Origin of the sequence: Bradyrhizobium sp. CCBAU 11361, from assembly GCF_028128935.1 — a bacterium.
Taxonomy (GTDB): domain Bacteria; phylum Pseudomonadota; class Alphaproteobacteria; order Rhizobiales; family Xanthobacteraceae; genus Bradyrhizobium; species Bradyrhizobium niftali.
This window is the reverse complement of record NZ_LBJZ01000195.1, coordinates 90100-113008: the sequence shown is the minus strand read 5'-3', so window position 1 is coordinate 113008 and position 22909 is coordinate 90100. Positions and strand designations below refer to the sequence as shown.

General features: G+C 64.3%; 21 protein-coding genes. 11 read left to right on the top strand and 10 right to left on the bottom strand.

The window, feature by feature from the left end; genetic code table 11:
- Positions 1-3: 3 nt before the first annotated feature.
- The 4 genes from uvrA to XI08_RS36020 all read right to left on the bottom strand — a co-directional run bounded on the left by uvrA (position 4) and on the right by XI08_RS36020 (position 5910).
- Positions 4-2979 carry an excinuclease ABC subunit UvrA gene (gene uvrA, locus XI08_RS36035; protein ID WP_027546635.1) on the bottom strand — a complete coding sequence of 992 codons (2976 nt, stop codon included), beginning with the start codon at positions 2977-2979 and terminating at the stop codon, positions 4-6.
- Positions 2980-3250: 271 nt separating this feature from the next.
- Positions 3251-4003 (bottom strand): outer membrane protein, encoded by a 753-nt coding sequence (locus tag XI08_RS36030; protein WP_271578052.1) that lies wholly within the window; start codon positions 4001-4003, stop codon positions 3251-3253.
- Between the two features lie 224 nt (positions 4004-4227).
- On the bottom strand, positions 4228-4917 hold the full coding sequence (locus XI08_RS36025) for an outer membrane protein (protein ID WP_027546636.1): 690 nt from the start codon (positions 4915-4917) through the stop codon (positions 4228-4230).
- Positions 4918-5148: 231 nt separating this feature from the next.
- Positions 5149-5910 carry an outer membrane protein gene (locus XI08_RS36020; RefSeq protein ID WP_271578051.1) on the bottom strand — a complete coding sequence of 254 codons (762 nt, stop codon included), beginning with the start codon at positions 5908-5910 and terminating at the stop codon, positions 5149-5151.
- A 473-nt stretch (positions 5911-6383) separates the two neighbouring features.
- Between XI08_RS36020 and XI08_RS36015 the strand changes: the two genes are divergently transcribed.
- The 4 genes from XI08_RS36015 (at position 6384) to gyrA (ending at position 10816) form a co-directional block, all read left to right on the top strand.
- On the top strand, positions 6384-6878 hold the full coding sequence (locus XI08_RS36015; RefSeq protein ID WP_271578050.1) for a single-stranded DNA-binding protein: 495 nt from the start codon (positions 6384-6386) through the stop codon (positions 6876-6878).
- Positions 6879-6896: 18 nt separating this feature from the next.
- Complete coding sequence (locus XI08_RS36010) at positions 6897-7292, top strand: hypothetical protein (protein ID WP_271578049.1); 396 nt, start codon at positions 6897-6899, stop codon at positions 7290-7292.
- Positions 7293-7515: 223 nt separating this feature from the next.
- Positions 7516-7914, top strand: a complete 399-nt coding sequence (locus XI08_RS36005; RefSeq protein WP_271578048.1) for a DUF2306 domain-containing protein — start codon at positions 7516-7518, stop codon at positions 7912-7914.
- Positions 7915-8083: 169 nt separating this feature from the next.
- Complete coding sequence (gene gyrA / locus XI08_RS36000) at positions 8084-10816, top strand: DNA gyrase subunit A (protein ID WP_271578047.1); 2733 nt, start codon at positions 8084-8086, stop codon at positions 10814-10816.
- Between the two features lie 169 nt (positions 10817-10985).
- Here the strand turns inward: gyrA and XI08_RS35995 are convergent, their stop codons facing one another.
- Positions 10986-12839 carry a potassium transporter Kup gene (locus tag XI08_RS35995; protein WP_271578172.1) on the bottom strand — a complete coding sequence of 618 codons (1854 nt, stop codon included), beginning with the start codon at positions 12837-12839 and terminating at the stop codon, positions 10986-10988.
- 229 nt (positions 12840-13068) lie between these two features.
- Complete coding sequence (locus XI08_RS35990; RefSeq protein ID WP_027546641.1) at positions 13069-13326, bottom strand: hypothetical protein; 258 nt, start codon at positions 13324-13326, stop codon at positions 13069-13071.
- Between the two features lie 279 nt (positions 13327-13605).
- Here XI08_RS35990 and coaD point away from each other — a divergent pair, with 279 nt between their 5' ends.
- The 6 genes from coaD (at position 13606) to queA (ending at position 17216) form a co-directional block, all read left to right on the top strand.
- Positions 13606-14103 carry a pantetheine-phosphate adenylyltransferase gene (gene coaD / locus XI08_RS35985; protein ID WP_027546642.1) on the top strand — a complete coding sequence of 166 codons (498 nt, stop codon included), beginning with the start codon at positions 13606-13608 and terminating at the stop codon, positions 14101-14103.
- Between the two features lie 37 nt (positions 14104-14140).
- A complete protein-coding gene (locus XI08_RS35980) occupies positions 14141-14716 on the top strand; it encodes a peptidylprolyl isomerase (protein ID WP_271578046.1) in 576 nt (191 codons plus the stop codon).
- Between the two features lie 12 nt (positions 14717-14728).
- The gene (locus tag XI08_RS35975) at positions 14729-15139 is read left to right on the top strand and encodes a hypothetical protein (RefSeq protein WP_271578045.1); all 411 of its coding nucleotides are present in this window, start codon (positions 14729-14731) and stop codon (positions 15137-15139) included.
- Positions 15136-15597, top strand: coding sequence for a peptidylprolyl isomerase (locus XI08_RS35970; RefSeq protein WP_027546645.1), 462 nt, complete (start codon positions 15136-15138; stop codon positions 15595-15597). Before XI08_RS35975 ends, XI08_RS35970 begins: the two co-directional genes overlap by 4 nt.
- Before the next feature lie 209 nt (positions 15598-15806).
- Entirely contained in the window at positions 15807-16079 is a 273-nt protein-coding gene (locus tag XI08_RS35965) for a DUF2185 domain-containing protein (protein WP_271578044.1), read from the top strand.
- A 63-nt stretch (positions 16080-16142) separates the two neighbouring features.
- Positions 16143-17216 (top strand): tRNA preQ1(34) S-adenosylmethionine ribosyltransferase-isomerase QueA, encoded by a 1074-nt coding sequence (gene queA, locus XI08_RS35960; protein WP_271578043.1) that lies wholly within the window; start codon positions 16143-16145, stop codon positions 17214-17216.
- A 99-nt stretch (positions 17217-17315) separates the two neighbouring features.
- On the opposite strand, the gene XI08_RS35955 is transcribed toward queA, so the two are convergent.
- From XI08_RS35955 to XI08_RS35940, 4 genes are all read right to left on the bottom strand, one after another.
- Positions 17316-18353, bottom strand: coding sequence for an aspartate-semialdehyde dehydrogenase (locus XI08_RS35955; protein ID WP_271578042.1), 1038 nt, complete (start codon positions 18351-18353; stop codon positions 17316-17318).
- Positions 18354-18583: 230 nt separating this feature from the next.
- Positions 18584-19186: a PepSY domain-containing protein gene (locus tag XI08_RS35950; protein WP_271578041.1), complete on the bottom strand. Its 603-nt coding sequence runs from the start codon at positions 19184-19186 to the stop codon at positions 18584-18586.
- A 273-nt stretch (positions 19187-19459) separates the two neighbouring features.
- Complete coding sequence (locus tag XI08_RS35945) at positions 19460-20218, bottom strand: TetR/AcrR family transcriptional regulator (protein ID WP_271578040.1); 759 nt, start codon at positions 20216-20218, stop codon at positions 19460-19462.
- Positions 20219-20353: 135 nt separating this feature from the next.
- On the bottom strand, positions 20354-21466 hold the full coding sequence (locus XI08_RS35940) for a patatin-like phospholipase family protein (RefSeq protein WP_442869896.1): 1113 nt from the start codon (positions 21464-21466) through the stop codon (positions 20354-20356).
- A 285-nt stretch (positions 21467-21751) separates the two neighbouring features.
- Between XI08_RS35940 and tgt the strand changes: the two genes are divergently transcribed.
- Positions 21752-22909, top strand: a complete 1158-nt coding sequence (tgt, locus tag XI08_RS35935; protein WP_271578039.1) for a tRNA guanosine(34) transglycosylase Tgt — start codon at positions 21752-21754, stop codon at positions 22907-22909.

The window sequence follows — 22909 nt, the reverse complement described above, 5'->3', positions numbered from 1 at the left end:
TGGCTACTCCGCCGCCTCGCTCGTCCTCCCGCGCTTCGGCTTCCGTGCCTTTTTCAGCACCGGCTCCAGGAACTTGCCCGTATAGCTCCTTGGCGCTTTCGCGATGTCTTCCGGCGGGCCCCAGGCGACGATCTCGCCGCCGCCGTCGCCGCCTTCGGGGCCGAGGTCGATGACCCAGTCGGCGGTCTTGATGACTTCGAGATTGTGCTCGATGACGACGACCGTGTTGCCCTGTGCGACCAGCTCGTGCAGCACTTCCAGCAGCTTCTTGACGTCGTGGAAGTGGAGGCCGGTGGTGGGCTCGTCGAGGATGTAGAGCGTGCGGCCGGTGGCGCGCTTGGACAGCTCCTTGGCGAGCTTGACGCGCTGGGCTTCGCCGCCCGAGAGCGTGGTGGCCTGCTGGCCGACATGGATGTAGTCGAGGCCGACGCGGTGCAAGGTCTGGAACGTCTCGCGCACGCGCGGCACCGCCTTGAAGAAGTCGGCGGCTTCCTCGACGGTCATGTCGAGCACGTCGGCGATGGACTTGCCCTTGAACAGGACTTCGAGCGTCTCGCGGTTGTAGCGCTTGCCCTTGCAGACGTCGCAGGTGACGTAGACGTCGGGCAGGAAGTGCATCTCGATCTTGATGACGCCGTCGCCCTGGCAGGCCTCGCAGCGGCCGCCCTTGACGTTGAAGGAGAAGCGGCCTGGCTCGTAGCCGCGCGCCTTGGCTTCGGGCAGGCCGGCAAACCATTCGCGGATCGGCGTGAAGGCGCCGGTATAGGTCGCGGGGTTCGAGCGCGGGGTACGGCCGATCGGCGACTGGTCGATGTCGATGATCTTGTCGATGTGCTCGAGGCCCTCGATGCGGTCGTGCGGCGCGGCGCCCTCGCTGGCATTGTTCAGCTTGCGGGCGATGGCGCGGTAGAGCGTGTCGATCAGCAGCGTCGACTTGCCGCCGCCTGACACGCCGGTGACGCAGGTGAACAGGCCGAGCGGAATCTCGGCGGTGACGTTCTTGAGGTTATTGCCGCGCGCGTTGACCACCTTGATGGTGCGGCGATGGTTCGGCGGACGCCGCTCCGGCACCTCGACCTCGAGCTCGCCGGTCAGGTACTTGCCGGTCAGCGATTTCGGATTGCGCATGATCTCGGCAGGCGTACCTTCGGCGACGATGTGGCCGCCATGCATGCCGGCGCCGGGGCCGATGTCGAGCACGTAATCGGCGAGGCGAATGGCGTCCTCGTCATGTTCGACCACGACCACGGTGTTGCCGAGGTCGCGCAGGCGCTTGAGGGTGTCGAGCAGGCGCGCGTTGTCGCGCTGGTGCAGGCCGATCGAGGGCTCGTCCAGCACGTAGAGCACGCCGGTCAGTCCCGAACCGATCTGCGAGGCCAGGCGGATGCGCTGGCTCTCGCCGCCCGACAGCGTGCCGGAGGAGCGGGAGAGGGTGAGGTAGTTGAGGCCGACGTCGAGCAGGAAGGTGAGGCGCTCGCGGATCTCCTTGAGGATGCGGCCAGCGATCTCGTTCTGCTGCTTGTTCAGCGCCTCCGGCACGGTCTCGAACCACTCGCCGGCCTTCTTGACCGACAGCTCCGAGATCTCGCCGATGTGCTTGGTGCCGACCTTGACGCAGAGCGCCTCGGGCTTGAGCCGGAAGCCGTTGCAGGCGCCGCAGGGCACGTCGTGGAAATACTTCGCCAGCTCCTCGCGCGCCCATTCGCTCTCGGTCTCGCGGTAGCGGCGGTTGATGTTGGTGATGACGCCCTCGAACGGCTTCTTGGTGTCGTAGGAGCGCACCCCGTCCTCATAGGAGAACTTGATCTCGTCCTCGCCGGAGCCATGGAGGATCGCGTCTCTCGTCTTCTTGGGCAGATCCTTCCATTTGGTGGTCAGCGTGAACTTGTAGTGCTTGCCGAGCGCCGTCAGCGTCTGCACGTAATAGGGTGACGACGATTTGGCCCAGGGCGCGATCGCGCCCTTGCCGATGGCGAGCTCCTTGTCGGGGATGACGAGATCCTCGTCGACATGCTGCTCGACGCCAAGGCCGCCGCAGGCAGGACACGCGCCGTAGGGATTGTTGAACGAGAACAGGCGCGGCTCGATCTCGGGGATGGTGAAGCCGGACACCGGGCAGGCGAACTTTTCCGAGAACAGCATGCGCTCGGGCCCGCTCTTGTCGTGGATCTTTGCGGTCTTCTTCTTTTCCTCGGCCGGCGCCGCAGCGGGCGCATCGGCGAATTCGACGACGGCAAGGCCCTCGGCGAGCTTCAGCGCGGTCTCAAAGCTTTCGGCGAGACGCTGGCCGATGTCGGCGCGCACCACGATGCGGTCGACGACGACGTCGATGTCGTGCGGAAACTTCTTGTCCAGCGTCGGCGCTTCCGCGAGCTCGTGGAAGGTGCCGTCGATCTTGACGCGCTGAAAGCCCTTCTTGAGCCATTCGGCGAGCTCCTTGCGGTACTCGCCCTTGCGGCCACGCACGACGGGGGCGAGCAGGTACAGGCGCGTGCCCTCGGGCAGCGCCAGCACGCGGTCGACCATCTGCGAGACGGTCTGGCTCTCGATCGGCAGGCCGGTGGCCGGCGAATAGGGTACGCCGACGCGCGCCCACAAGAGGCGCATGTAGTCGTAGATCTCGGTGACGGTGCCGACGGTGGAGCGCGGATTCTTCGAGGTCGTCTTCTGCTCGATCGAGATCGCCGGCGACAGGCCGTCGATCTGGTCCACGTCGGGCTTCTGCATCATCTCCAGGAACTGGCGTGCATAGGCCGACAGCGATTCGACGTAGCGGCGCTGGCCCTCGGCATAGATGGTGTCGAAGGCGAGCGAGGATTTGCCGGAGCCGGAGAGGCCGGTGAACACCACGAGCTTGTCGCGGGGAATCTCGACGTCGATGTTCTTGAGGTTGTGCTCGCGCGCGCCACGGATCGTAATTGCGCGCAGGCTGGAGCCCGCGTTCTGTTGTTGGCGCTTCGCCTTGATCACTTCATCCATCCCGGTGGTCCCTAGGGAATCCCAAAGACGCGCAACCGCGCCAAGGGTGAAGGCGCGCTTTGCCCGGAACCGGGATCGGCGCCGATGGGGTTGTCAGCGAACGTAGGAAGAACAGCGACGGATTTCCAGTGCGAGTTGCGAATCGTCAACGGATTGTTGGCGTGCTGGCGGCATCTGGCAGCAGCAGGGCGTGCGGAACTGCGCTGAATGTACCGCCAAAACAAAAAGGCCGGCGCGAGGCCGGCCTTTCGTGACGATGTGACGTCGAAGCTCAGTACTTCGCCACGACCGGGCCGCCGAAGGTGTAGTTGAGGCGGACAGTGCCCATGTCGACGTCCTGCTTGATGCGGTCGATACGGTCGTTGACGCCGAGAACCGTAAAGCTGACATCGCGGCCGCCCATGAACAGATGGTCGTATTCGATCGCAACGGACCAGTTCGGCGCGAAGCCGAATTCGAGGCCGGTGCCGACCACGCCACCCCAACGCGTCTCACTTGCGCTGTCGATGACCACGCCGCCGAACAGGCCGTTGTATTTGGCGTGCGTGACGGCCGCGCCACCCTTCACGTACCAGAGCACGTTGTTCCAGGCATAGCCGACCTGGCCGGTGAACAGGCCGAGCGCATCGATCTTTGTCTGGTTGACCAGCGGCGCGAGCGCTGCGGGCGAGCTCGTGTTCGAGCCCTTCAGGTTGGCCCAGTCGCCCTGAGCTTCGAGGCCGAATACCCAGCTGGCCGACTGCCAGCGATAACCGATTTGGCCACCGACGAGGCCGCCGGTCGCATTGTGACAGCCCTCAGCGGTAACGGGGACGGCCACGCCGAGGACCGAGTTGAGATCCCAGCAGTTGCGGCTCGAGGCGCCGCCGCCGTTGAGGCCGATATAGAAGCCGGACCAGTTGTAGACCGAGGCCACAGCGATCGGCGCCTTGGTATAGGGGCGGGCCGCCAGGTCGGCCGCCGAGGCAGGTGCCAACGCGCTGAGTGCGAGCAAACTGGCTGAAGCCAGCACAATCCTCTTCATTTCAAATTCCCCAGTTTCGTTTCTCTTTGTCGGCAAAAAGCAGCGGACCTAACGACCCAACTGATGGCATTGCTTTACACTATTAAATCCAAAGGTTGTGTCACCGAGGCGCCACACCTCTCCAAAAACGCTAGCGAGCGGCTGGACTGGATACTTAGGCGCGAAAAACAAAAAGGCCGGCGCGAGGCCGGCCTTTCGTGACGATGTGACGTCGGTGGCGAAGCTTAGTACTTCGCGACCACCGGGCCCCCGAAGTGATAGTTCACGCCGACCTGCACGGTGTGGAAGTTGAGCGTGCCGGTGGGGAGGGCGCCCGAGAAGTAGGTCTCGCCGCCGAGGCTGCGATAGAGGTACTCGCCCTTGACCGACCACTGCGGCGCGAAGAACGCTTCGACGCCCGCACCGACGGTCCAGCCGGAGTGCCACTTGCTGTCCGACGCGGTCACGCCGAGAGCGGAGAGGCTGATCTTGTTGTCGATCCAGGCGTAGCCGCCGGTGCCGTAGAACAGGACGTTGTCGACGGCGTAGCCGATGCGGCCGCGCACGGTGCCCATTGCATCGGTCTTCGAGGTCGCGGTTGCGGTCACAACGCCGAAACCGGGGACGACAGAGGCGCCGGTCGCCGTAGCGCTGACGTCAGCCCAGGCGCCATCGGCCTCGACACCGAACACGACGTTGCCGGTCTGCCAGTTGTAGCCGGCGGTGCCGCCGACGAAGCCACCCTTCATCTTCGGGTCGCCCGAAGCGTTTTCCCAGGCGCCGCCGCCAACGATACCGATGTAGAAGCCGGTCCAGTTGTAGACCGAGGCCACAGCCACCGGAGCCTTCGTGTACGGGCGAGCCGCAAGATCGGCAGCCGACGCGGGGGCGGCAAGAGCGAACAAACAGGCCGAAGCCAACAAAACCTTCTTCATTTTCAACCTAATCCCAGTCCCAGTTTCTGTTGTGCCTTCCACGGTAGGGAAGGGCATCGGACGCTGCGGTCCAACTGATGTCGTGCTTACACCAGCAAAGCTGCAAGTTGTGTCTCTCAAAAGCCACAACAATCACAAAACGTAATGGTTACTGACTGATTGAATTGGAAGTCGCAGCAAAAAGGCCGGCGCGAGGCCGGCCTTTCGTCAGAAGACAAACTCTGCTTGCGATCAGTACCTGCCGATGATCGGGCCACCCCAACGGTAGTTCAAGCGGACGAGAGCCATATCGACGTCCTGGCGGACGCGTTCGGTCTGAACGAACGCGCCGGCGAAGTTGAAGTCGACGTTACGATCGCCAAGGAAGATGTGATTGTACTCGACGCCCACCGACCAGTTCGGGGCGAAGCCAAATTCGACACCCGCGCCGACCGTTCCGCCCCAGCGGGTTTCGTTGGCCGAACCGAAGACAGTGCCTGCACCCACGAATCCTGGCGCGACGATGAGGTCGTATCTGTCGTCCACTACGGCGGCGCCACCCTTCACGTAGAACAAAACGTTATTCCAGGCATAGCCGATCTGGCCGGTAATCAGGCCGAAGGCATCGATCCGCGTACGGTTCTGCTGACCCAGGGCAGTCGGGCTGATGTTGTTTCCGCTGAAGTCAGCCCAGTTACCCTGGCCTTCCACGCCAAACACCCAATTGGCTGACTGCCAGCGGTAGCCGACCTGACCACCAACCGTGCCGCCGGATGCGTCATGGCAGCCATCGGTGACCAGCGTGCCGACCACCGGTGTCACGAAGTCCCAGCAATTGCGGCTCGTACCCCAGCCACCGTTGATGCCGATGTAGAAGCCGCTCCAGTCGTAGATGGCGGCGACCATCGGCGGGGGAGCCTTGGTATAGGGGCGTGCAGCGAGATCCGCCGCGCTTGCGGGAGCCGCCAGGCTCAACGCCATTGCACCGATTGCACCAATCAAAATCTTATTCATTGCAGTCTCCCCAGTTTCGATCCGCTTCTTGAAATTTCCCGAAGCGGCCAATCAGGCGCGACGCCCATATGAACTTAATTCCAAGGCAAACGTAGCTTAAGCGGGAGGCAGAGTCCGTCGCCGAAATGCAACAGTCGCAAGGCAACTGCAACGTGTGTAACTTGATGAATGTTAAGTGCCTTTGGTCGTTTGCGGGAACCGGGAAAAGTTCCATCCAGCGCAAACTATGGTTCCATTCAGCGCAAACTATTTGGGCAGCACGTGGGTACCGTCCGGCCCAAACATTTCGCACGCGCACGAGCAGGAACAAATCTGGAACGGACCGGTGGCCGATGCTATATATGGGGATAACCTGAGGGCTGATGGGCTGATCGGTCCGCGCAAGCGTATAGGGTCGCCTCAACAGGTTGCAGAGGACCGCGGGGCGCGGTCGGGCCTTATGAATTCAGCGGCATTCGGAGTGGAGAGCGGCGATGGCGGGAAGCGTCAACAAAGTCATTCTGGTTGGAAATCTCGGCAAGGATCCTGAAATCCGCCGCACCCAGGACGGGCGGCCGATCGCGAATTTGAGCGTCGCGACCTCGGAGACCTGGCGCGACAAGAACAGCGGCGAGCGCAAGGAAAAGACCGAGTGGCATCGCGTCGTGATCTTTAATGAAGGGCTCTGCAAGGTCGCCGAGCAGTACCTGAAGAAAGGCGCCAAGGTTTACATCGAGGGCGCGCTCCAGACCCGCAAATGGACCGACCAGAGCGGCGTGGAGAAGTACTCCACCGAAGTCGTGCTCCAGGGCTTCAACTCGACGCTCACGATGCTCGACGGCCGCGGCGGCGGGGGAGGCGGCAGCTTCGGCGAGGAGCCGGGCGGCGATTTCGGCTCCTCCGGTCCCGTCAGCAGTGCGCCGCGCCGCGCCGTTGCTGCCGGTGGCGGTGGCCGCAACAGCGACATGGACGACGACATCCCGTTCTGAGCGTGGGGATAGATCGAAGTGAGTTTCGATCTGTTTGTCGATCGGTTCGAGAACGGACAATCGATCGGAGCAAGCACCGAGGAATTCGAGCGAGTTTTCGGGCCATTCGAGGTCGAAAGAGACGAGACTCGCTCGTTTCGGCGCCTTCGGTTTAGTGATCGGGGCGAAGCCGACGCCTACGTCAGCGGCGCTGGCGCCTGTATGTTTAATCATTTCGGCGGCGAAGAATTCTTCGAGCGCCTGTTTGAATTTCTCACCGAGACGGGCCGCGTTGCATACTGGCCCGGCGCAGACTGCGCGGCCGCAGTTGCGAACCCGATATCCCTTTCCCAGCTGCCGGCTGACATGCGGCGGAGCCTGCGGCCCGCTGTGGTTCACTCGCACTCCGAACTGATGCTGAGGATTTTAGCCTAGCCAGCAAATGTGTGGTTATTCAGCGTCGGGTCACTCGCGGCAGTCTCATTCGATCTGGCAGTATTGCTTGCCAATCTTTTGACGAAGCTTGGAATTCTAGCCTTCGTTGAGGTTCAGCTTGAGCTTTTTGACGCCGCTCGATGTTAGTGATATTAACTTCATGTTAATGATATTTACATCGCATGCGCCGGCGCGGTTGGCGCGATGATTGAAGGGCCCACTCATGAGCCTCGCGCCGCTGCTTCAGGCTGCTCCAGCGATCCCGCTGCATGCCTTTGCCGCCATGGCCGCCCTGGTGCTCGGCCTGGTCCAGTTCGCGGCTCCCAAAGGCACGCTGCCGCACCGGACGATCGGCTGGATCTGGGTGGTGCTGATGGCGGTCGTGGCCGCCTCCTCGTTCTGGATCCACCAGATCCGTCTGGTCGGACCGTTCAGCCCGATCCATTTCCTGTCGATCTTCACGCTGGTGGTGCTGCCGCTCGCGGTATGGCGGGCGCACACCCATCGCGTGGCCGATCACCGGCGCATGATGATCTTCATCTTCGCCGGCGCGCTGGTGGTGGCGGGCCTGTTCACGTTGCTGCCGGGGCGCATCATGCACCACGTGATTTTCGGGGCGTAAGGGGCGGTTTCGGGCGGCTCGTCCGGGCCCCGCCCAGGGCGGTGCCGGAGAGGGCGTAAGTCTCTGGAAAAACAGTCGGAAAAAGCGCTTCCCTTTACCCCCGCAAGGGTGGTTATCAGGGGCTCGATGCGCTATATGATTCCCAGATAAAACCTCACCGGATTTCCCCTTGGCTGACGACGACGACAAGCCCGGCGACCAGCCGGCGCAACCCTCGGATATTCGCCCCGTCTCCATCTTCGAGGAGATGAAGAAGTCCTATCTCGACTACGCCATGAGCGTGATCGTGGCGCGGGCGCTGCCCGATGCGCGCGACGGTCTGAAGCCGGTGCATCGCCGCATCCTGTACTCGATGAACGAGCAGGGGCACACACCCGACAAGAAATACGTCAAGTCCGCCCGCGTGGTCGGCGACGTCATCGGTAAGTATCATCCGCACGGCGACCAGTCGATCTACGACGCCATGGTCCGCATGGCGCAGGACTTCTCGATGCGCGTGCCGTTGATCGACGGCCAGGGCAATTTCGGCTCGGTCGACGGCGATCCCCCGGCCGCCTATCGATACACCGAAGCGCGCCTGACGAAGGCGGCGCTGGCTCTGCTGGCCGACATCGACAAGGACACCGTCGACTTCCAGCCGAACTACGACAACAACGAGACCGAGCCATCGGTCTTGCCGGCCAAGTTCCCGAACCTTCTCGTCAACGGCGCCGGCGGCATCGCGGTCGGCATGGCGACCAACATCCCGCCGCACAATCTCGGCGAGGTCATCGACGCCTGCGTCGCGCTGATCGACAACCCTGCGCTCACCATCGACGAACTCATCAACATCGTGCCGGGACCCGATTTCCCGACCGGTGGTGTCATTCTCGGACGCGCGGGCATCCGCGCCGCCTATCACCTCGGCCGCGGCTCGATCGTCATGCGCGGCAAGGTCGCGATCGAGACCATCCGCAAGGAGCGCGAGGCGCTCATCATCACCGAGATTCCCTACCAGGTGAACAAGGCGACGATGGTCGAGCGCATCGCCGAGCTGGTCAAGGAAAAGAAGATCGAGGGCATCGGCGACCTGCGCGATGAATCCGACCGCGACGGGTACCGCGTCGTCATCGAATTGAAACGCGACGCCGTGGCGGATGTGGTGCTGAATCAGCTCTACAGATTCACGCCGCTGCAGACGAGCTTCGGCGTCAACATGGTGGCGCTCGACAGCGGCCGTCCGCGGATCATGCATCTGAAGGACCTGCTGGCCATCTTCGTCGACTTCCGTGAGCGGGTCGTCACGCGGCGCACCAAGTACCTGCTCGCCAAGGCGCGCGATCGCGCCCATATCCTGGTCGGTCTCGCGATCGCTGTCGCCAATATCGACGAGATGATCCGCGTCATCCGCACCTCGCCCGACCCGACCACCGCCCGCGACACCCTGATGTCGCGCGACTGGCCGGCCCGGGACGTCGAGGACATGCTGACGCTGATCGACGATCCGCGTCACCGCATCAGCGCCGACGGCACGATCCGGCTGTCGATGGAGCAGGCGAGGGCCATTCTCGACCTGCGCCTTCAGCGCCTCACCGCACTCGGCCGTGACGAAATCCGCGACGAGCTCGACAAGCTCGCCGGCGAGATCGCCGATTATCTCGACATCCTACGCTCGCGCGAGCGCGTGCTGGGTATCATCAAGACCGAGCTTGCCGAGGTGAAGGCCGAGTTCGCCACCCCGCGCCGCACCGTGATCATCGAGCAGGAAGGCGAGGTCGAGGACGAGGACCTGATCCAGCGCGAGGACATGGTCGTCACCGTCTCGCACGCCGGCTATGTCAAGCGGGTGCCGCTGTCGGCCTATCGGGCGCAGCGCCGCGGCGGCAAGGGCCGCGCCGGCATGCAGACCCGCGACGAGGATTTCGTCTCGCGCCTGTTCGTCGCCTCCACGCACACGCCGGTGCTGTTCTTCTCGTCACGCGGCCAGGTCTACAAGGAAAAGGTCTGGCGCCTGCCGATGGCCGCGCCGAACGCGCGCGGCAAGGCGCTGATCAACATCCTGCCGCTGGAGCAGGGCGAGCGCATCACCACCATCATGCCGCTGCCCGAGGACGAATCGACCTGGGGCAACCTCGACGTGATGTTCGCGACGACAGGCGGCAACGTCCGGCGCAACAAGCTGTCCGACTTCGTCGACGTCCGCCGCTCCGGCATCATCGCCATGAAGCTCGACGAGAACGAGTCGATCGTCGACGTGCAGATCTGCACCGAGCGCGACGACGTGCTGCTGACCGGCGCCGGCGGTCAGTGCATCCGCTTCCCCGTCACCGACGTGCGCGTGTTCACTGGGCGTACCTCGATGGGCGTGCGCGGCATTGCGCTTGGCGAGGGCGACAAGGTGATCTCGCTGGCGATCCTGCGCCATGTCGAGACCTCCTCGGACGAACGCTCGGCCTACCTGAAGATGCGCCGTGCGGTGGCCGGCGAAGCCACGGCCGAGGAGCCGGCAGTGGACGCCGAGGCCGAGGAGACCTCCGGCAGCTTCCAGCTCGCCCAGGAGCGCTATGTCGAGATGTCGGCGGCCGAGCAGGTCGTGCTCACCGTCTCCGTCAACGGCTATGGCAAGCGGACCTCGTCCTACGAGTACCGCACCACCGGCCGTGGCGGCAAAGGCATCGTCGCCATGAGCGTCAACAACCGCAACGGCAACCTGGTGGCCTCCTTCCCGGTGGAGGACGCTGATCAAATCATGCTGGTCACCGACAAGGGCCAGCTGATCCGCTGCCCGGTCGAAGGCATCCGCATCGCCGGCCGCTCGACCCAGGGCGTGATCGTGTTCGACACCGCAGAGGACGAGCACGTCGTCTCGGTCGAGCACATCACGGAAGAGGCGGAGAGCGGGAACGGGGCGAACGGGGAGTAACGCGTAGCCCGGATGGAGCAGGAGGTCGGTGCGAAGCGCCGACCGACGGCGCAATCCGGGACCAGGTTTGTACCCGTAGCCCGGATGGAGCGCAGTGAAATCCGGGACCTCTGTGCGCCTGGCAAGAATCCCGGATTACGCTTGCGCTCCATCCGGGCTACGAACTTCCCTAGATCTCCAGCTCCGTGCCGAACTCCACCACCTGCTTGGTCGGCACGCCGAAGAACGCGGCCGAGCGTTCGGCGTTGCGTTGCAGGAAGGCGAACACGGTTTCGCGCCAGACCCACATGCCCGGGACGTCCTCGCGCGGGATGATGGTCTCGCGGCCGACGTAATAGGTGATGTCGGAGAGGTCGATGCCGGGCAGCTTGCCCTGGCGGCAGGCGAGCGTCAGCCCGTCATAGATCGTCGGGTTCTGCATGAAGCCGTAATGCAGGGCCACCCGGGTGATGCCCGGGATGATCTCGATCACCTCGGTGCGGTCCTCGTCGGTGATATGCGGCGATTCCTCGATCAGGACGGTGACGAGGACGATACGTTCATGCAGCACGTGGTTGTGATTGACGAACTGGGTCAGCGCCAGCGGCACGCCCCTCGCTGCGGATGCCAGGAACACCGCCGTGCCGGGCAGCCTGGCGCTGCACTTGTTGACCGCGGTCTCGATCAAATCCTCCTCGGGCTGGCGCAGTTTTCCGCGCGCGGCCTCGACCAGCTTCACGCCGGCGCGCCAGGTCAGCATCAGGAACGCGACGAGGGCCGCGAGCAGCAGCGGAAACCAGCCACCCTCGAACAGCTTGATCGAATTGGCCGAGAAGAAGATCACGTCGATCACGAAGAAGAAGCCGTTCACGGCAACCACGAGCCACGGCGAATAGCCCCACTGGATCGCGACCAGGGCTGCGAGCAGCGTGGTGATCGCCATCAACAGCGACACCGCGATGCCATAGGCGCCGGCCAGCGCATCGGAGGTGCCGAAGGAGAGCACGGCGCCGAGCGTTCCGGCGGCGAGCAGCCAGTTCACCAGCGGCACGTAGATCTGGCCGATCGCGTGGCTGGTGGTGTGGCGGATCTGCATCCGCGGCAGGAAGCCGAGCTGGATCGACTGCTGCGTTAGCGAGAACACGCCGGAGATGATGGCCTGCGACGCGATCACGGTCGCGACCGCGGAGAAGGCGACCAGCGGGTAATGCAACGCGTCTGGGCAGAGCTGGAAGAACGGGTTCTCGATCATGGAGGGATCGGTGATCAGGAGCGCGGCCTGGCCGAAGTAGTTCAGCACCAGCGCGGGCAGGCAGATGGCGAACCAGGCCAGCCGGATCGGGAAACGGCCGAAATGTCCCATGTCCGCGTACATGGCCTCGCCGCCGGTCACGGCGAGGAAGGCGGCGCCCAGGATGCCGAAGGAGACATGGAAATCCTGGTGGATCAGGAAGTCGAAGGCATAGAGCGGGCTCAGCGCCGCCAGCACCGCCGGCGCCTTGACGATGCCGTGGATGCCGAGCGCCGCGAGCACGAAGAACCAGGCCAGCATCACCGGTCCGAAAATGCGGCCGATGAAGCCGGTGCCCTGCTTCTGCATCATGAATAGGCCGATCAGGATGACGACGGTGACGGGCACGACGGCAGGTGCAAGCGAGGGCGCATCGACCTTGAGGCCTTCGATGGCTGATAGCACGGAGATCGCCGGCGTGATCGCACCGTCGCCGTAGAGCAGGGCGGCGCCGACGAGGCCGACCACCAGAAGATGCGCGCGCCAGGTGCCGGGTTGGGCGTTGCGGGCGTGGAGCAGGGCCAGCAGGGCGACGATGCCGCCTTCGCCGCGGTTGTCCGCGCGCAGGATCAAAAGCGCATATTTCAGCGAGATGATCAGCAGCAGCGCCCAGAGGATGAGCGATGCAATCCCCAGGACAGCATCGGGAGCGAGGGTAGCCCCACGGGCGGCCGCCTTGGCGGCTTCCTTCAGGGCATAGAGAGGGCTGGTGCCGATATCGCCATAGACCACCCCGAGGGCGCCCATGGTCATGGCAAGCGGCAGTGGATCAGGATGATGGCCGGAAGCGACTGCGGGCGTACTGGACAATGGCGACCCCCTGATGGGATCGCGCCCGGCGGGCCATTCCGACGGGCGCGAGCGTCACGCAGTCTGCGACGAGACGTCGCAAATATCCATGGGGTTTATCTTGTCGCCGATCTTGGGCTCGATCTTGAGCTCGATCTTGGAGGCTTACCTGACGCGAAACTGACAGACCCGGTTACGGGGTGCGGTCGGCCGTCACGAGGCGAACCACGCGAACGTCAGCCTTGGTGCCGGCACGGCGGAGGCAGGACGCTTCGAAATTCGGCCAGGACTGCTGCGAGCAATCGCGGCCGATGGAGCGGATATCGAGCCGATCGGCCTTGGCGAGCGGCTGCGGCACGCTGGCCTCGACGGTCGGGGCAAAGCCGGGCAGGAGGGTGAGGGCTGCGGCAACACACGCAGAGATGGCGATCGCTGAAAGAGCCTTGATCATTGACAGTCCCCTGTGATGCGGCCGCTACGCCCAGTATGCGGCCCGTCATTTGTTGGCCGGATTAGTAACCATGGCCAGTTTCCGGACGTCTTCGCGGACGCGGGAAATGGTTTCGTTCGCGCTCCGTTTTGTTTCGTGGCCGCCCCGAGGACGAAACAAAGCGGCCGTCGCCGACGCGGCAGGCGGGACATTTTTCGGGAAACGGCAGGGAACGGCAGGGAAACGGACATGGAACCAGCCCGGCTTGCCGGGCCGGGCCGGGCGCGGTAGGACGGGACCATGCCGCGCATTGCCTTCTACCCAGGTTCCTTCGACCCCATCACCAACGGCCATCTGGACGTGGTCCGGAACAGTGTCTCCCTGTGCGATCGGCTGGTGGTCGCGATCGGCGTCCATCCCGGCAAGAAGCCGTTGTTCTCAACCGAGGAGCGGCTCAAGATGCTCCATGACGTCTGCGGGCCGGTCGCGGCCCAAGTCGGCTGCACGCTCGAGGCCGTGACCTATGACGATCTCGCGGTCACCGCGGCGCGCAGGCACGGCGCGACTGTCATGATTCGGGGGCTGCGCGATGGCACCGACCTCGACTACGAGATGCAGCTCGCCGGGATGAACGGCGCTATGGCGCCCGACGTGCAAACCGTCTTTCTGCCGGCTTCTCCGGCGGTCCGCCCAATTACCGGCACACTGGTGCGCCAGATCGCCGCCATGGGCGGAGATATTTCGACCTTCGTGCCGCCGCTGGTCGCAAGTCTGCTCAAGGCCAAATTCGCCGGATAACGGCGCACCTCTTCATCTCACCTGATCCGGAGTTTTCATGATCCGTCGTCTCGCAATTCTTGCCACGATCTTTGCCGCGCTCTTCAGCGCGGTCCCGGCGGTGGCGCAGCAACTACCGGCGAACCTCGACAAGGCCAACGCGCTCGTCATCGACACCACCAAGGGCCGCATCGTCATCAAGCTCAGGGCCGACCTTGCGCCCCAGCATGCCGAGCGCCTCAAGCAGCTCGCGCGCGAGGGCTATTACAACAACGTGCCGTTCCATCGCGTGATGGATGGCTTCATGGCGCAGACCGGCGACGGCCAGAATTTCAACGGCACCGGCGGCTCGAAATACCCGAACCTGAAGCAGGAATTCTCCAAGGTGCACTTCGCTCGCGGCATCGTCGGCATGGCCCGGCGCGGCGACAGCGTCGACACCGCCAACTCGCAGTTCTTCATCATGTTCGCCGACGGCGGCAGCCTCGATAACCAGTACACCGTGGTCGGCGAGGTCGTGCAGGGCATGGACGTCGTCGACAAGCTGAAGAAGGCGCCGCCCGGATCAAGCAGCGGCACCGTCACCGATCCCGACAAGATGGTGAAGGTGCAGGTCGCCTCCGACATCAAATAAGAGGACGGGGCGATGGCGCGCTGCGGCAACAGGCTTCTGCTGGCTGCCGCGGTGCTGTTTCTCGGCATCTCCGGCGCGGCCGCCGAGGACGCGCAGGTCAACACCATCCAGGACATCTTCCGGCATCTGCGCACCTGCTGGAAGCCGCCGCCGCCCGCCAAGGCTCGCTCTATCGACATCACCGTCGTCGTGAGCTTTAACCGGTCCGGAAACATTCTGGGCCATCCGAGGATTACCTATGAATCCGCGGAGGCCTCCGACAATGACCGGCTGCAATACCGGATCGCGGTGATGGAGGCGTTGCAACGCTGCACGCCGATGCCATTTACCGATGCAATGGCCGGCGCCGCCGCAGGGCGTCCATTCGCGATCCAGTTCCGCAACCGGAAGACTTCACCTCCAACGCAAGAGAGACCAGCATGAGTGTCACCGAAAACACATTGATCCTCGAGACCACGCAGGGCCCCGTCACCATCGAGATGCGGCCCGACCTCGCGCCCGGCCATGTCGCGCGCATCAAGGAGCTGGTCCGCGAAGGCTTCTACGACGGCATCGTGTTCCACCGCGTGATCGAGGGCTTCATGGCGCAGACCGGCTGCCCGCACGGCACCGGCACCGGCGGCTCCGGCAAGAAGCTGAAGGCCGAGTTCAACAAGGAGCCGCATGTGCGCGGCACCACCTCGATGGCGCGCGCTGCGAGCCCGGATTCCGGCGACAGCCAGTTCTTCATCTGCTTCGACGACGCCCGTTTCCTCGACAACCAGTACACGGTGTGGGGCAAGGTCACCGAGGGCATGGAGAACGTCGACAAGATCAAGCGCGGCGAGCCGGTGCAGAATCCGGACAAGATCGTCAAGGCGCGGATGGCGGCGGACACCTGATCGGTCTGCGCCATATCAACGTGAACCAGAATCTCGATCTCGGCCACAAAGGCGGGAACGAGCGAGCTTAGGGTTGACGGCGAGTGCAGACTTGGCGTCAACCAGAATATTCGACAGTAGCTGGTTTGCGGAGGTCCTGCTTGATGTCAAAGCACTTTGCGATCGCTACTCAGGACATAAGACCTCTAGTTCCGGGAAAGGGGGCGTGTGTGGCCTCCGATCGCATTACTGTCGCCGGTAAGCGCGTCGGCTTCATGTACCGCGAGCCCGCCGACAATGCGTCCGACAGCGGTTGGCGCTTCTTTTCAGGCGAGGAGAGCCAGGACTTCACCGACGATCCGAATAATTTCGAGATCTACGATGTGAACACGATCGCCAACTACGATCCTGACATCATACCGTTTCTGGATGCGCCTGCTTACTCGGCCTTCGAACGTCAGTCGGCATCGTCGGCGTTCGTCCGCGCGGACTTTCCCGGCTGATGCAGGCCGATCCTGCCGTATGATTGATAACCAAACTGAAGAAGACTGCCCACCGTTATTCCCATGCGCACCGACCTCTTCGATTTCGACCTGCCCGCCGAGCGCATCGCGTTGCGCCCGGCGAGCCCGCGCGACTCCGCGAAGATGCTGGTCGTGGAGCGCGGCGCGCTGCGCGACCAGATCATTTCCGAGCTGCCGCAATGGCTGAAGCGCGGCGACCAGCTCGTCGTCAACGACACCAAGGTCATCGCAGCGCAGCTCAAGGGCCGCCGCATCGGCCGCGAGACCGAGCCGAAGATCGAGGCGACGCTGATCAAGCGGCTCGACGGCTCGCGCTGGCAGGCGCTGGTGAAGCCCGCCAAGAAGCTCATTGCTGGCGACCGCATCCGCTTCGGCAACGAGGGCAAGGTCTGCCTGCTCGGCCATCTCGACGCCGAGGTCGAGGCCAAGGGCAGCGAGGGCGAGGTGACGCTGTCGTTCTCGTTCCACGGCCCGGCCCTGGACCAGGCGATCGCCGATCTCGGCAGCCCGCCACTGCCGCCCTATATCGCCTCCAAGCGCACGCCCGACGATCAGGACCTCGCCGACTACCAGACGATGTTCGCGGCCAACGAAGGCGCTGTTGCCGCGCCCACAGCAGGGCTGCATTTCACGCCCGCGCTGGAGCAGGCGCTGCGCGAGCGCGGCGTCGGCCTCAACCGCGTGACGCTGCATGTCGGGGCAGGGACGTTCCTGCCGGTGAAGGTGGAGGACACCGCAGGCCACAAGATGCACGCCGAGTGGGGCACGGTCCCGGCCGAGACGGCGGAGCGGCTGAACGTTGCGCGGAAGAACGGCGGGCGCATCATCGCGGTCGGCACCACGTCGCTGCGGCTGCTTGAAAGCGCAGCAAGCGAGGACGGCACCATCCAGCCGTTTGCGGCCGAGACGTCGATCTTCATCACCCCCGGCTATCGCTTCCGCGCCGTCGATATTCTGCTGACCAACTTCCACTTGCCGAAGTCAACGCTGTTCATGCTGGTGTCGGCATTTTCAGGGCTGGAGACGATGAAGCAGGCCTATGCGCACGCGGTCGCGGAAGGCTATCGGTTCTATTCGTACGGCGATGCGTGCCTGCTGTTTCGGGCAGAGCCGTAGGGTGGGCAAAGGCGCGTAGCGCCGTGCCCACCATCTGTCCGCATACTTCGGGTCGATTGGTGGGCACGCTTCGCTTTGCCCACCCTACGACCGGTCGGCTTACGCCATCACCCGCTGCGGGAGGAGCTCCGCAATCTGCACCGCGTTCAGCGCGGCACCCTTGAGCAGCTGATCCGCCGCCACGAACATCGAGATCGAATGCCCACTGGGATCGCTGAGGTCCTTGCGGATGCGGCCGACCAGGACGTCATCCTGGCCCGAGGCGTCGATCGGCATCGGGAAGTAGTTCTTGGCGCGGTCGTCGATCACCTTCACGCCGGGCGCCTGGGCCATGATGGCGCGGACCTGGTCCTCGGTGATCGGCTTTTCGCATTCGAACGTGATGGCCTCGCAATGGGCGCGCAGCACCGGCACGCGTACGCAGGTGACGCCGATGGCAATCTTCTCGTCCTCGAAGATCTTGCGGGTCTCCTTGATGACCTTGGTCTCTTCGTCGTTGTAGCCGGTCTCGGGGTCGACCGCGGTGTTGTGGTTGAAGAGATTGAAGGCGTAGGGGTGCGGCATCACCTTGGGCGTATAGACCTGCCCGTTGAGATTGGCGCGGGTGGACTCGACGAGCTCCTCCATCGCGGCCGCGCCGGCGCCGGAGGCCGCCTGGTAGGTCGAGATGATGACGCGCTTGATGCGGTTCTTCTGATGGATCGGCCAGAGCGGGACCAGCGCGGTGATCGCGGCGCAGTTCGGGTTGGCGATGATGCCCTTGTGGTCGCGGATGCGGTTGGCGTTGATCTCGGGGATCACCAGCGGCACGTTCGGATCCATCCGGAAGGCGGAGGAGTTGTCGACCACGACCGCGCCGGCCTTGACCGCAACTGGCGCGAACTTCTTCGAGATGCTGCCGCCGGCGGAGAACAGGGCGATATCGACGCCCTCGAAGGCGCGTTCGGTCAATTCCTCGATGACGACGTTTTGGCCGCGGAATGACACCGTCTTCCCGGCCGAGCGGGCACTTGCCAGTGCCTTGAGCTTGCCGACGCGGAAACCACGCTTGTCCATGGTGGCGATGAATTCGGCGCCCACCGCACCGGTGACGCCGACAATCGCGACGACGGGATCGTTACTCACTTTGTCCTCCATTGCGTTGAAATCCAGACAACAAAAAAGCCCCGGACCAGAGGGCGGGGCTTCGGTAGAGCTGATGCGTTTCAGTCGACGACTACGCGCGCACGCCTCCCCGGGCCCCGAAGGCCGTGGTGGTTTTGGTCGTGCGTTTGGTGGTCGTGAACATGGCGGCGACTTATGCGGGAGAGTCTTGCGCCCGTCAATGGCTTTTCGGCGGGATCGTGGCCGTCGGCCGGGAGCCGTGTCTATTTCGTCCGGGCGCCCGGCGGCTCGAGGATGACCTCCTTGAGGTCGTCGCCGCTGATCACGACGATCGCGAAATTGAGCCGGCCGCGTTCGCGCACGAGGCCGCCGCTGATCGCCTTGCCCGAGGCCGCGCGCTCGGCGACGCGTACGGCGTCGGCAAGGCCGTGCCTGATCGTGCCAAGCGCTGCGAGATTGTCGCGGTCTTCGTGGTCGAGTTGGGCGAGGGGGAGGGCGGCTTCGCCGCCGACGAGCTCGCCGGTCGCGGCATTGATGGTGTGGCGCCAGATCCGGTCGTTGTGCAGGGTCTTCACCCGGTAGACCGGCACGCCGGAGGCGCCGTCAAAACTCACGTCCGCCGTCATGGCGCCGGCATGGCGGGACTCTGCGATGGCCATGGCCTGGCTGATCGAGATCGACGAGCCGCGGAAGCGCTCGATCTCGCGGCTGACCGCTTGGCGGTCGGCCTCGGCGTCGCCATCTGTCTCGCTGTGAAGGGCGGTGGGTGTTCCGCCCGCCGAGACGACTGCCCGCGCCGGCGCTGCAATGAGCAACCCGGAGAGGGCGATCGCGAATGTCTGCTTCCAGCCTTTAAGAGCGGGCACTTTGATAATCTCCATGCTGAGAGCCGTGTTTTATCGGCCGTTGGCTTGGATCGTCTTGAACAGAAGTGCGCGGCCGACCATGGGCAACGGTCGGCCGCCGAACGTTGCAACGGGCTGTACCCACTGCTGCGATCGTAAGAGCGGAACGAACCCCTTTTGGGGCTGGTTAAAAACGGGTCCGAACCGCATAACAAAACCATACCGTATCGTTTTATTCTGGTCAATCGGATCCACGTCCCATCCTGGGCGCAGATCGTAAAGTTCACGCAAATGTCAGCGGGTCGGACGACGCCGTTGCGGGCCTTTGACGGCGTCTCTTGACGTTTCCTGGACGCGGTCGGCGGGGCCCAGCGCACCGGCCAGGAACAGCTTGATCGCCGTGCGCATCCGCTTTTCAGCGGACTTCAACTCCAGGGCCGTTCCGAACGTCGCCATGCGGTGGGTGTGACCGACGACGACGTCGAGAAACACTTCCGCGGCGATGGTGGTGTCGTCGACGTCGAGCGCGCCTTGCGCCGCCAGGTGGTCGAAGAAGCGCGCCGTCGTGGCAACGGCCTTGAGCCAGCCTTCCTCCATGCCGAGCTTGGCGACATCGGGGAAGTTGATGGCCTGTGACGTCATCATGCGGCTGAAGGCGACGGCATCGGGCCCGCAGGTGAAGCTCAGCATCTCGCGCCCGATCTCGACCAGCCGCTGCTCGACGGGGATGTCCGAGGCGCTGCTGAGCTGCGTCTCGGCGGCCGCCGACAGCGGCGCAAGCCAGCGCGCGATCTCGCGCCTCAGCACGGCGGCAAACAGGCCGCGCTTGTCGCCGTAACGGGAATAGACGGTGGGCTTGCTCACCCGCGCCGCTTCCGCAACCGCATCGAGCGAGGTGGCGTCGAAGCCGCGATCCAGGAACAGGCGTGTGGCGACCTCGATCAGCCGCTGGTCGCGCTCGATCGCGGCGGTCTTGGTCGGCCGGCCGCCGCGCGATTTCGGCACCTCGCGCCGTGCTGCTGCCGGTCTTGTCTTGGTCGCAGTCAATCCCATGCCCGATGATTCCTGCGCGGTCGTGACATCAGTCATTGCTCTATAACGCGCAGCGGCCGGGGCGTCATCGCGATTCTGGCCGAATTGGCCGTATCGTCAACGGTCTCGATACGACCTCGTTCCGCCACCGGGGTCTCATGGCAGCGCCGAAGTCCAGGCCTGGCCCGCGGCCGCCTTCTCATATCCGTACTGATACAGCGCCCGCATATAGGCGGTGTCGAATCCTTCCGAGGGCGGAGCGGGGTAGTCGCGCGCGATGTAGGAGAGATGGAAGCCGAGGTGGTTGCGCCTGGCGAAGTCATAGGTCGAGAAGATGATCGAGCGGGTCTGCGACTGGGTGATTGCCGACAGGCTGCGCGAGGCGACATCGACAGTGCTGTTGGACACGAGCTCGAAGTTGCGTTCGATCTTCTTGTTGACGAGGATGTAGATGTCCATCCTCGCGCTGCCCGGCAGGTGGCTGCCCTGGAACAGCAAGGCTTCCGGCAGCGTCAGCACCGGGGCGGTCACGCCGCCGTCGACGTGCATCTCCTGAAACCTGCGGCCCTGGCCTTCGGCGTCGATCATGATCGGTGGAAACACCAGGGGAATGCTGGCGGAGGCCGCCATCACGTCGCGAAACAGTTTGAGCGCCTCGGGCGTGCCGACCTCCGCGATCTTGCCCATGTTCCAGATCGCGGTCCGCTGGGTGTCCAGATCGGTCGTCACGATCAGCAGCCGTCGGCCCTTGGCGTTTTCGCGCGCGACTTGTGCCATGATCTCCGGCCCGACATAGCGGGCGACGAGCTCGCGCAGGCGTGTATTGCCGAACAGGCCGGATCCGAACAGCACGCGTATGATGCTGGGATCGTTCAGGAGGCTCTCCGCGATGCCGCTGGTGTAGACCTCCTTCAACGTGTCGTCATATTGCGAGCCGAGAAAAGCAAAGGGCGCGATCAGGCCGCCGGTGCTCACGCCCGAGACGACCGAGAAGGTGGGACGGGTTCTGGCCGCGGTCCAGCCGTTGAGCACGCCGACACCATAGGCGCCGTCCGCACCGCCCCCGGAGAGCGCCAGATAGGACTTCGCCGCGTTGCCGTTGTCCTTCTCGAAGCTGAACTTCGTGACGGGGTCGTCGGCGTAGCGCCGCAGGCCGTCGATATCGAGCACGCGCGACGTGCTGGCCTCGGCGGCGGTATAGGGCGTGCGGGGCAGGGAGGTGCAGGCGCCGAGCGCCAGGCTGCAGGCGAGGACCAGGAACCCGATCAGGCGGGCGCCTGTCTGCCTGCCCCGGCCAGTGAAGGGGCGGACATTTCAGTCGAATGTGAAGGGAAAGGCATCGTCGGTGGCTGGCGATCACACATCTACCGCCGCCGGCAAACTCGCCGCGGCATCTCGTCCAGCCCCCACGCTAAAACTATACGGTATCGTTTTGTTTAACAAGGTGGCGGAGACGATATCGGGGGCCATTTGTGTCCCAGACTGAGGCACAGGCCGGCCGAAGTGCGGTCCCGCGGGTTGATCGGCCTTCCCCGACACGCAATAAGCACCGCCATGAATCGTCCTGACGCAGCTCTTCCCAATCATTTCGAACTGCTCGCCACCGATGGCGCCGCACGCACCGGGCGCCTGACCACGCCGCACGGCGTGGTGCGGACGCCGGCCTTCATGCCCGTCGGCACCGCCGGCGCCATGAAGGGCATGCACTGGCGCGAGGTGCGCGATGCCGGCGCCGACATCGTGCTCGGCAACACCTATCATCTGATGCTGCGCCCCGGCGCCGAGCGGATCGCGGCGCTCGGCGGCTTGCAGCGGTTCACCGGCTGGAACGGGCCGATGCTGACGGATTCCGGCGGCTTCCAGGTGATGTCGCTGGCTGACTTACGCAAGGTCAGCGAGCACGCCGTCACCTTCCGTTCGCATATCGACGGCGCCAAGGTCGAGCTGTCGCCGGAGCGCTCGATCGAGGTGCAACGTTTCCTCGGCTCCGACATCGCCATGCAGATGGACGAATGCGTGCGGCTGCCCGCCGAGCACGCCGATATCGAGCGCGCGATGCAATTGTCGCTGCGCTGGGCCGAGCGCAGCAAGCGCGCCTTCGAGAGCGCGCCGGACGGTTACATGCTGTTCGGCATCGTGCAGGGTGGCGACGTGCCGCAGCTTCGTCATGCGAGCGCGCAAGGGCTCGTCGCGATCGGCTTCCACGGCTATGCGATCGGCGGCCTCGCCGTCGGCGAGCCGCAGGCGGTGATGCTGGCGATGATCGACGAGACCGCACCGATGCTGCCGAAAGAGCGGCCGCGCTATCTGATGGGCGTCGGCACGCCCGACGACATCCTCGAAGCCGTGAAGCGCGGCATCGACATGTTCGATTGCGTGATGCCGACGCGGAACGGCCGGCACGGCGTTGCCTTCACCCGCTTCGGTCAGGTGAATCTGCGCAACGCGCGCCATGCGGACGATCCGCGTCCGCTCGACGAGGAAAGCTCATGGCCGTCGACGCGCAGCTACGCGCGCGCCTACCTGCATCATCTCGTCAAGGCGGGCGAGACGCTGGGGGCAATGCTGCTGTCCGAGATCAATATCGCCTACTACCAGGCCCTGATGCAGGGCATCAGGGACGCGATCGCACACGGAACGTTCGACGAGTTCTATCAGCGTACGCGCGAGGATTGGGCGAGGGGCGACATCGCCCCGCGCCAGGTCGACTGA